The organism is Thermomicrobiales bacterium (assembly GCA_023954495.1).
Classification (GTDB): Bacteria; Chloroflexota; Chloroflexia; order Thermomicrobiales; family CFX8; genus JAMLIA01.
Map to the genome: position 1 here is coordinate 18,405 of JAMLIA010000041.1, position 9,237 is coordinate 27,641.

The following is a 9,237-nucleotide window of genomic DNA, read 5'->3' on the forward strand; positions in this document are numbered from 1 at the left end:
CCCAGCATCCCTGAATCCACGCCGCGCCCGTATCATGGGCGCGGCAATTGGCGTAGGACGAGGGGATGGTGCTGCGGATGACGACAGGCGACCTGCGGGTAGGGATCGACATTGGCGGGACGTTCACTGACCTGCTCGTGTTTGACCCGGAGAATGGCCGCTTCCAGATCGGCAAGACGCTCACGACGCCCGGCGATCCAAGTCAGGCGGTGACGGCCGGCCTCGTCGCTACGCTGGCCGACGCCGGCATCAGCCCGGCGGCGGTGCGTGGCATCGTCCACGGCACAACGCTGGTCACCAACGCGATCATCGAACGCAAGGGGGCCCGGACCGCGTTGCTGACGACACGCGGCTTTCGCGATGCGATTCAGATCGGTCGCGAGCATCGCTACGATCTCTACGACCTGTTCCTGGAGATGCCGCGTCCGCTCGTGCCGCGCCACCTGCGGCTGGAGCTGGACGAGCGCATCCTGGCCGACGGCACCGAGATGGTGCGCGTCTCGTCCGAACAGGTGCGCGAGCTGGCCGACCAACTCGTCGCCGAAGGGGTCGAAGCGGTCGCGATCGCGTTCATTCATGCCTGGCGCGATCCCGAGCATGAGCGGCAGGTCGAAGCACTGCTGAACGAGTACGCGCCCGATCTGGTGGTCTCGACATCTTCGAGCGTCGTGCCGGAGATCCGCGAGTACGAGCGCTTCTCGACGACCATCGCCAACGTCTACGTCCGACCGCTCGTCTCGCGCTACCTCAGCCGCCTGGAGGCGTCGCTGGGCAAGTTGGGCGTCGGCGGGCGGCTGCTGATCATGCTGGCATCGGGCGGAACCTGTACCGTCGAGACGGCGCAGACGTTCCCGATCCGGCTGATCGAGTCGGGGCCGGCTGCCGGGGCGCTGGCTGCTGCCGAGTATGGTCGCCTCTCCGGCACGCCGGATGTGCTCTCCTTCGACATGGGCGGCACGACCGCCAAGGCCTGCTTGATCGACGACGGCCAGCCGCTGACGACGGCCGACTTCGAGGTTGGGCGTGTCTACCGCTTCAAGAAGGGCTCGGGGCTGCCGATCAAGGTGCCGGTCATCGAGATGATCGAGATTGGCGCTGGTGGCGGCTCGATCGCCCGAGTCGATGGGCTCGGCCTGCTGAAGGTCGGGCCGGATTCAGCTGGCTCGGATCCGGGACCGGTCTGCTATGGCCGGGGCGGAATTGCGCCGACCGTCACCGACGCCGACCTGGTGCTTGGTTATCTCGATCCGGGCTATTTCCTCGGCGGGCGTATGGCGCTGGATGTCGACGCGGCGCGGGAGGCGATCGCTCGCGACATCGCCGAGCCGCTGGGTATCGACGTCATGCGTGCCGCCTGGGGCATCCATCAGGTCGTGAACGAAAACATGGCCAACGCGGCGCGCATTCACGCAATCGAGCGCGGAAAGGATCCGCGCGCCTACCCCGTGTTCGCCTTCGGTGGCGCGGGGCCGGTGCACGCCTGGCGCGTCAGTCGCATTCTGCAGTCGCCGCGCCTGATCGTGCCGCTTGGGGCCGGTGTCATCTCAACCGTCGGCTTCCTCGCCGCGCCGCTGGCGTTCGACTTCGTGCGCTCGTATTACGGACGACTTGACGGGCTCGACTGGGCGCACGTCAACGCGCTGCTGGGCGAGATGGAGGCCGAGGGCCGCCAGATCCTCGATAGTGCCGGGGTGCCTGTGGGCGCGGTGACGGTCACGCGGACAGCCGAGCTGCGCTACGCCGGGCAGGGCCACGAGGTATCGGTGCCGCTGGCGGACGGCCTGCTGGGCGACGCGTCCGTCGCTGATCTGCGCAGCGCGTTCGAGTTCGTCTATCGCTCGCTGTTCGAGCGCATCGCGCCGGGTAATCCGGTCGAGGCGCTCTCCTGGCGTGTCGGAGTATCTGGCCCGCGGCCCGACCTGCCGCTGCATCAGTTGGCTGGTGCGATAGAGCGTGCGAGCACTGCCGCAGACGCGATCAAACACGAGCGCCCGATCTATCTGCCGGAGATTGGCGACCTCGTGTCCGTGCCGGTCTATGACCGCTACCGACTCGGGCAGGGCGCGTCGTTCAGCGGCCCGGCAGTTGTTGAGGAGCGCGAATCGACCGTCATCATCGGGCCGGATGCGCGCGTGGTCGTTGATGAGTTGATGAGCCTGGTTGTGGAGGCCGCCGAATGATCGACGCCATTACCCTCGAAGTCATGTGGAACCGCCTGATCGCGGTCGTCAACGAGCAGGCGGCGGCGCTGATGCGCACGTCGTTCACAACGATCGTGCGCGAGTCAGGCGATCTCTCGGCGGGCGTCTTCGACCGGCGCGGAAACATGATCGCGCAGGCAGTCACCGGCACGCCGGGGCACATCAACGCGATGGCAACCTGCATCCACCATTTCCTTGCCGTCTATCCGGCCGAGACGCTGTCGCCGGGCGACGTTCTCATCACAAACGATCCGCAGAAGACCTCGGGGCATTTACACGACTTCACAGTCATCACGCCAATCTTCCGCTCGGCTGCCGATCCAGCAATCGTTGGGTTCTTCGGCAACACCTGCCACGTGCTGGACATCGGCGGGCGTGGTCTGGGTACTGATGCGCGCTCGGTTTACGAGGAGGGTCTATTCGTTCCGATCACCAAGCTCTATGACGCCAGCGTCGAGAACGCCGAGTTGATCAAGCTGCTTGCCGCGAACGTCCGCACGCCTGAGCCGGTGCTGGGCGATATCCACGCGCAGGTGGCCGGCAACGATGTCGGCGGTCGGCGCTTGCTGGAGTTCATGGACGAATTCGGGCTGGAGGCGCTGGAGCCACTGGCCGACGCCATCATCGAGCGCTCCGAGCGGGCGATGCGCGCGGCTATCGCCGAGCTACCGGACGGCGCGTGGAGCAACGTCGTCTACTCCGACGGCTATGAGGAGCCGGTGCGGCTGGAAGTGACGCTGACCAAGCGCGGCGATGAGCTGTGGGTCGACTGGACCGGCTCCAGCGCCGAAAGCACACGCGGCATCAACGTCGTCCTGAACTACACCCACGCCTACACGACCTATGCGCTGAAGTGTGCGCTGGCACCGGAAGTGCCGAACAACGAAGGCTCGTTTCGCCCGGTGCACGTCTCAGCTCCGGCTGGCTCGATTCTGAATGCTCAGCATCCGGCACCGGTCGGCGCGCGGCACATCATCGGACATTTCCTGCCGGGCGCGATCTTCGGCGCGCTGGCGCAAATCATCCCCGACCGGGTGATGGCCGAGGGCGCGGCCAACATCTGGAACATCCAGCTGACCGGCAAGAACGCCGACGGCGAGTTGTGGACCTACGTCTGGTTCTCAACCGGCGGCACCGGCGCACGCCCGACCAGCGACGGCATCAGCGCCGCCGCGTTCCCCAGCGGCATTTCCGGCGTGCCTTCAGAGGTGATCGAGAGCCTCGCGCCGGTCGTCATCCATCGCCGTGAGCTCCGCGCGGACTCGGGCGGCGCAGGTCAGTATCGCGGTGGGCTCGGCCAGACGCTGGAGTTCTCGGTACGCACCGGGCGACCCTACACGTTCTCGCCGCTGTTCGATCGCATCCAGTTTGCAGCGCAGGGTGCCGACGGCGGCGAGGCAGGCGCATCGGCGCGGATTACGCTCTCGACCGGCGAGGAGTTGACTCGCAAGGGCGCGCGCGAGCTGGCCGCCGATACCCGCGTCACACTGGAGCTGCCTGGCGGCGGTGGCTACGGTGACCCGCGACGGCGCGATCTGGAGGCGATCCAGGAAGATCTGCGTGATGGGCTGATTACCACTGCAAAGCCAAATGAACAGGCTGTTGATTGAGCAGGAGTCCTGCTATCCGTTGAGCCAACCGACGCCGACATGAATCCGCCTGGATTTTTGGATCAATACATCCACTTTGGCAGATGCGTACGTAAACAAGCCATCGAGGCAATTCGGTTTTCGGGGATCTGACGCTGGGTGCGTCGGCTGTCAGAGGCTCCGGCTCAGGGATGAAACGCGCAGTCGATCAGGCCGCGACTGTCGGAATATCCGGCGGGGCGGTCATGTAGTGCGTGATGAATACCTAACCGGACATCTCTCGAACGAATGTCACTGACTTGTAGCATGGCGCAACGAGCGCAATGTGGTTGGGACCAAGGAGGACATTTCGTGACGCAACCTGAGTTCGGCCTGGAACGACTCCAGGAGGAAGTCCTTGCCGGGAAGCTCAGCCGCCGACAGGTGCTGAAGAGAAGCGCGGTCCTGGGACTGAGCGCCCCGATTATTGCCGGGCTGCTGGCTGCCTGCGGTGGCGACGACGACGAGCCAACGACGGCTCCGGCTGAAGCGACGACAGCACCTGCTGCCGAAGCGACGGAAGCCCCCGCAGAAGAGGCAACCGAAGAGCCGGCCGCTGAGGCCACCGAAGCTCCTGCTGAGGAGGCAACTGAGGCACCGGCAGAAGCGACCGAGCCACCTGCTGAAGCGGCTGGCGAGCGTGGCGGTAGTGGCCAGTTGCGTCTGTTCTACTGGCAGGCCCCGGTTATCCTGAATGTCCACCTTGCAAACGGCACCAAGGACTATCATGCCTGCCGCGTCTGCATGGAGCCGCTGGCCGACTGGGATGCCAATCTGGAGCCTGTCCTGTTCCTCGCCGCCGAGTTCCCCTCGGTTGAGAACGAGACGCTGGCTGAGGATGGCACATGGTGCATCTGGAAGCTGCGCGAAGGGGTGAAGTGGCACGACGGCGAAGACTTCAATGCCGATGATGTCATCTTCACCTACGAGTACATCGTCAACCCGGACAATGCCACCACGACCAGCGGTCGATACCAGACAATCGACAACGTCGAGAAGATCGACGACTACACCGTCAAGGTCAACTTCAAGGTTCCCACACCGGCCTGGTATGACCCGTTTGTGACGACTGAGGGCTGCATCCTCCCGGAGCACATCTTCAAGGATTTCCAGGGCTCTGAGTCGCGCAATGCACCGGCCAATCTGGATATCACTGGTACCGGCCCGTTCAAGGTCCGCGAGTTCCGGCCGGGCGACGTTGTGCTCTATGACCTGTTCGAGGATTACTGGGATCCGGGCAAGCCACACATCGACTCGGTCGAGATGAAGGGTGGCGGTGACTCGGTTGGTGCTGCGCGTGCCGTGCTGCAGTCCGATGAGGCTGACTGGGCGTGGAACCTGCAGGTCGAGCCGTCCGTCCTCAACCCGATGGAAGATGCCGGCATCGGTACCATCGATGCCCAGCCAGGCGGTGGTACCGAGCGCCTGATGATCAACTTTTCAGACCCCACGGTCGAGGTTGATGGCCAGTTCTCGCACTATGGCACGCCGCACCCGGTCTGGTCTGACCTGCGCGCTCGCCAGGCGCTTGCCTTCCTCTGCGACCGCGGCACAATCGCCGAGCAGCTGTACGGCAAGGGTGGCGTTGCGGCGACCAACCAGTATGACGAGCCAGCGAAGTTCACCAACCAGGATCTGACCTGGGAATTCAACATCGACAAGGCCAAGGCCCTGCTCGATGAGATGGGTTTCACGGGCCACGATATTGTCTACCAGACGTCGATCAACTCTGTCCGCCAGAAGACGCAGGAGATCATCAAGCAGGCGATGGAGCAGGTCGGCTTCAGCGTCCAGATCAAGAGCGTTGACGCGGCTGTGTACTTCTCGACCGATCAGGGGAACCCGGACACATCGGGTAAGTTCATCGCCGACCTCGAGATGCACACCAACGGTGCGGGTGTTTATCCGGCGGTGTGGTTCGAACGCTATCGCACGGACGAGATCGCGCAGAAGGAAAACGCCTGGGCAGCAAGCAATTACTTCCGCTACTCCAACCCGGAGTTCGACAAGATGCACGATCAGTGTCGGGTCGAGATGGATGCTGACAAGCAGGTGCAGCTGTTCCAGGACATGATGAAGCTGGTGACTGAGACGGATGTCGTCGAGGTTCCGCTCGTCAACCGCACTGGCCTGGCTGCCAAGAGCAACCGGATCAAGGGCTATGTTGGCTCTCCGTGGGCCGCAAACCCTGTCTGGGAGCTCAAGAACTGGACTCTGGAGGACTAGTCCTTCCGTCTGGTGATTGTTCCGCTGGCGAGCGTCGGTCGACTTCGGTCGGGCGCTCGCCAGTGCCTTTATTAGCCCCGAGGTGCTGAAGCTCGTCTCCCTGCGCGCCGCTTGCGCAAAACGCGTTAGCGTCGCATCCGCACTTTCCGTCTGTCATCGTATCGATCGCCCGATAGAGCGCTGCTAGAGAGCCGCACGGAGTTCTCGCGTACCCGTCTTGAGCCCAGGTGGATCTCACAGAAGAACATCCCGTACGAGGAGCGTAACCAGAAAGACCTGGCATGACGGGGAAGGCCCGACATAGCCGCATCAGTGACGGTTTTTCCATTGCGCGTCTGACCGTATCTGCGGGGCGTTCCGCGAACAGCATCCTGGCTCGCTAGCCAAAGTGGCGCGATTCCCAGCTGTGGAAAGGACGACCGACCCATGAGTGACGTGTTCAACGAGTTCACGCGTCTGCGAACGGATGTACGCGCCCGCCGTCTTAACCGACGACAAGTCCTCAAGCGCGGGGCAGCGCTCGGCCTGAGCGCGCCGCTGCTGGCTGGCCTGCTGGCGGCCTGTGGTGGTGACGAAGACGAGGAGCCAACGACTGCTCCGGCAGAAGCAACTACAGCGCCCTCTGGCGACGCGACCAAGGCACCCGAAGAGTCGGCAACCGAAGAGCCGAAAGCCTCCCCCACCGGGGCCGAGGGAGAGGCAACGAAGGAGCCGGTGGCCGAAGCAACGGAGCCGCCCGCTGCCGAAGCCGGCGGCGGCGGTCAGCTTCGCCTGATGTGGTGGCAGGCACCGACGATCATGAATCCGCACCTCTCGACAGGGACCAAGGACTTCGACGCCTCGCGGCTCGTGTACGAGCCACTGGCCGACTTTGATGCGGACGGCAACGGCATCCCGTCGCTGGCCGCTGAGATGCCAACGCTGGAGAACGGCGGTGTCTCTGAAGACGGCCTGACCGTGACCTGGAAGCTGCGTGACGGTGTGACCTGGCACGACGGCGAGCCGTTTTCTGCGGACGATGTCGTCTTCACCTGGGAATATGCGTCGAACGAGGCGACAGCCGCCGTCACCATCGGGAACTTCGCGGTTGTCGAGAAGGTCGAAGCCGTCGACGACACGACGGTCCAAATCACGTTTACGCAGCAGAACCCGGCCTGGTTCGACGTGTTCACCGGCCCGAACGGCATGATCCTGCCGCGGCACATCTTTGGCGAGTATGTAGGCGAGAAGTCTCGCGACGCGGCAGCAAACCTCGCGCCGGTTGGGACCGGCCCGTTCAAAATCAGCGAGTTCCGCCCCGGTGACGTGGTGCTGTGTGACCGGCACGAGGGCTACTGGGACGCCGGCAAGCCGTTCTTCGACAGCGTCGAGATGAAGGGTGGCGGCGACGCGCAGGGCGCGGCTCGCGCCGTACTGCAATCCGGCGAGGCTGACTGGTCGTGGAACATCCAGGCCGAGCCGCAGATCCTCAGCCAGATGGCCGAGGGCGGCGTCGGCAAGATCGTCTCCGGACCGGGGGCCAGCGCTGAGCGCATCATGATCAACTTCGCTGATCCCAACACCGAAGTTGACGGCGCACGATCCGAACCCAGCACCGAGCATCCGATCTTCAAGAACAAAGATGCGCGCAACGCCATCGCGCTGGCGGTCGAGCGCGATGTCATCGCCCGCGAGCTGTACGGCGAGGGTACGAGCGCCGAGCTGGGCAAGGCGACGTCGAACAACCTCAATGCCCCGGGCCGCCTCGTCTCGCCGAACACGACCTGGGAGTACAACCTCGACAAGGCGCGCGAGCTGCTGGCCAACGTGCCGGAAGCCGCAGGCTACAAGCTCGTGTACCAGACGTCGATCAACTCTGTCCGTCAGAAAACACAGGAGATCGTCAAGCAGTCGCTGGAGCAGATCGGGTTCGTCGTCGAGCTGAAGAGCGTTGACTCAGCGGTCTTCTTCGCGTCCGATGCCGGTAACCCGGACACATATCCGCATTTCTACACGGATATCGAGATGTACACGAACGGGCCGTCCAGCCCGTATCCGGTCTCGTGGTGCGAGCGGTTCCGCACGGACGAGATCGCGTCCAAGGCGAACAGTTGGGCCGGCACGAATATCACGCGCTACAACAACCCGGAGTTCGACAAGCTGCACGATCAGGCGCGTGTGGAGATGGATCCGGATAAGCAGGTCGATCTGTTCGTGGCGATGAACGACATGTCAGTCAACGATTTTGTTGAAGTTCCGATCATTCACCGGGCGTCGGTTGCCTGTGCTGCCAATACGCTCGATGGCTACGTCGGGACCACGTGGGCCAGTGATGTCTACGACATCAAGAACTGGAACCGGCAGTCCTGAGCGAGAGACGGTGTACGGCGGAGGCATGTGCGGGTACACTGCGCTCGTTCGTCTCAGGGCTGGCTCTGGCTGGGGACCAGTGGTCGCCCGAGGTACAGATTCCGATGTTCGGGTAACGGTTGAAGTGTCAGACGTGCTAGTATTGCCGCATTCTCAAACGCGGGGCATTTCGTTCGCACATGCCAACCACCGTATGTACCGTCGAATTGGCGGGCCTGTCGGCGTATCACACGCCAAGGTATGGATGTAGGGATCGGGAGACATGGGTCGATACATCATTCGCCGCCTGGTGACGGCGGTACCGACGCTCATTGCGATCAGCATGGTGATTTTTGCGATTCTGGCGTTAGCGCCGGGCGACCCACTATCCGATCTGGCGCTCAACCCATCGGTTCCACCGGAAGTGCGCCAGCGCATTCGTGCGAGCATGGGCCTTGATGACCCGATCCCCGTGCGCTATGCGCGCTGGGCCAGCTCGATGTTCCGGCTCGACTTCGGCTACTCGTTCCGCACCCGCGGTCCGGTCATCGATCTGCTGAAGCAGCGCCTGCCGACGACGCTCTACATCAGTGGATCGGCCTTCCTGTTGGCGATATTAATCGCCATACCCATAGGCGTGCTGTCTGCTGTGCGCCAATACTCGGTCTTTGACAACGTCGCCACGACATTGGCCTTCATTGGCTTCTCGCTGCCGACGTTTGCAACCGGCCTGCTCTTCATCCTGTTATTCACGATCAAGTTAGGCTGGTTACCATCTATCTACCGGTCAACCCTCGATACGGAGGGGTTGGCCGGGGTCTGGGAACGCATTCGGCAGGCGATCATGCCTGTCA

Annotated in this window: 5 protein-coding genes; all 5 read left to right on the forward strand. The window is 63.5% G+C overall.

Annotated features, from left to right (window positions below; genetic code table 11):
- The first annotated feature begins 77 nt into the window (after positions 1-77).
- Positions 78-2,180: a hydantoinase/oxoprolinase family protein gene (locus M9890_09360; GenBank protein MCO5177161.1), complete on the forward strand. Its 2,103-nt coding sequence runs from the start codon at positions 78-80 to the stop codon at positions 2,178-2,180.
- The gene (locus tag M9890_09365) at positions 2,177-3,811 is read left to right on the forward strand and encodes a hydantoinase B/oxoprolinase family protein (protein MCO5177162.1); all 1,635 of its coding nucleotides are present in this window, start codon (positions 2,177-2,179) and stop codon (positions 3,809-3,811) included. The genes M9890_09360 and M9890_09365 overlap by 4 nt, the downstream gene beginning before the upstream one ends.
- A gap of 330 nt (positions 3,812-4,141) precedes the next feature.
- Positions 4,142-6,055, forward strand: coding sequence for a peptide ABC transporter substrate-binding protein (locus M9890_09370; GenBank protein MCO5177163.1), 1,914 nt, complete (start codon positions 4,142-4,144; stop codon positions 6,053-6,055).
- 426 nt (positions 6,056-6,481) lie between these two features.
- A complete protein-coding gene (locus tag M9890_09375) occupies positions 6,482-8,404 on the forward strand; it encodes a peptide ABC transporter substrate-binding protein (protein ID MCO5177164.1) in 1,923 nt (640 codons plus the stop codon).
- Positions 8,405-8,666: 262 nt separating this feature from the next.
- On the forward strand, positions 8,667-9,237 hold a 571-nt coding region (locus M9890_09380), incomplete at its 3' end, for an ABC transporter permease (GenBank protein ID MCO5177165.1).

Excerpts from the sequence above, each read along its gene's own strand:
- M9890_09360 (MCO5177161.1), top strand. The coding sequence starts at position 78 with ATGACGACAGGCGACCTGCGGGTAGGGATCGACATTGGCGGGACGTTC.
- M9890_09375 (MCO5177164.1), top strand. The coding sequence starts at position 6,482 with ATGAGTGACGTGTTCAACGAGTTCACGCGTCTGCGAACGGATGTACGC.
- M9890_09365 (MCO5177162.1), top strand. The coding sequence starts at position 2,177 with ATGATCGACGCCATTACCCTCGAAGTCATGTGGAACCGCCTGATCGCG.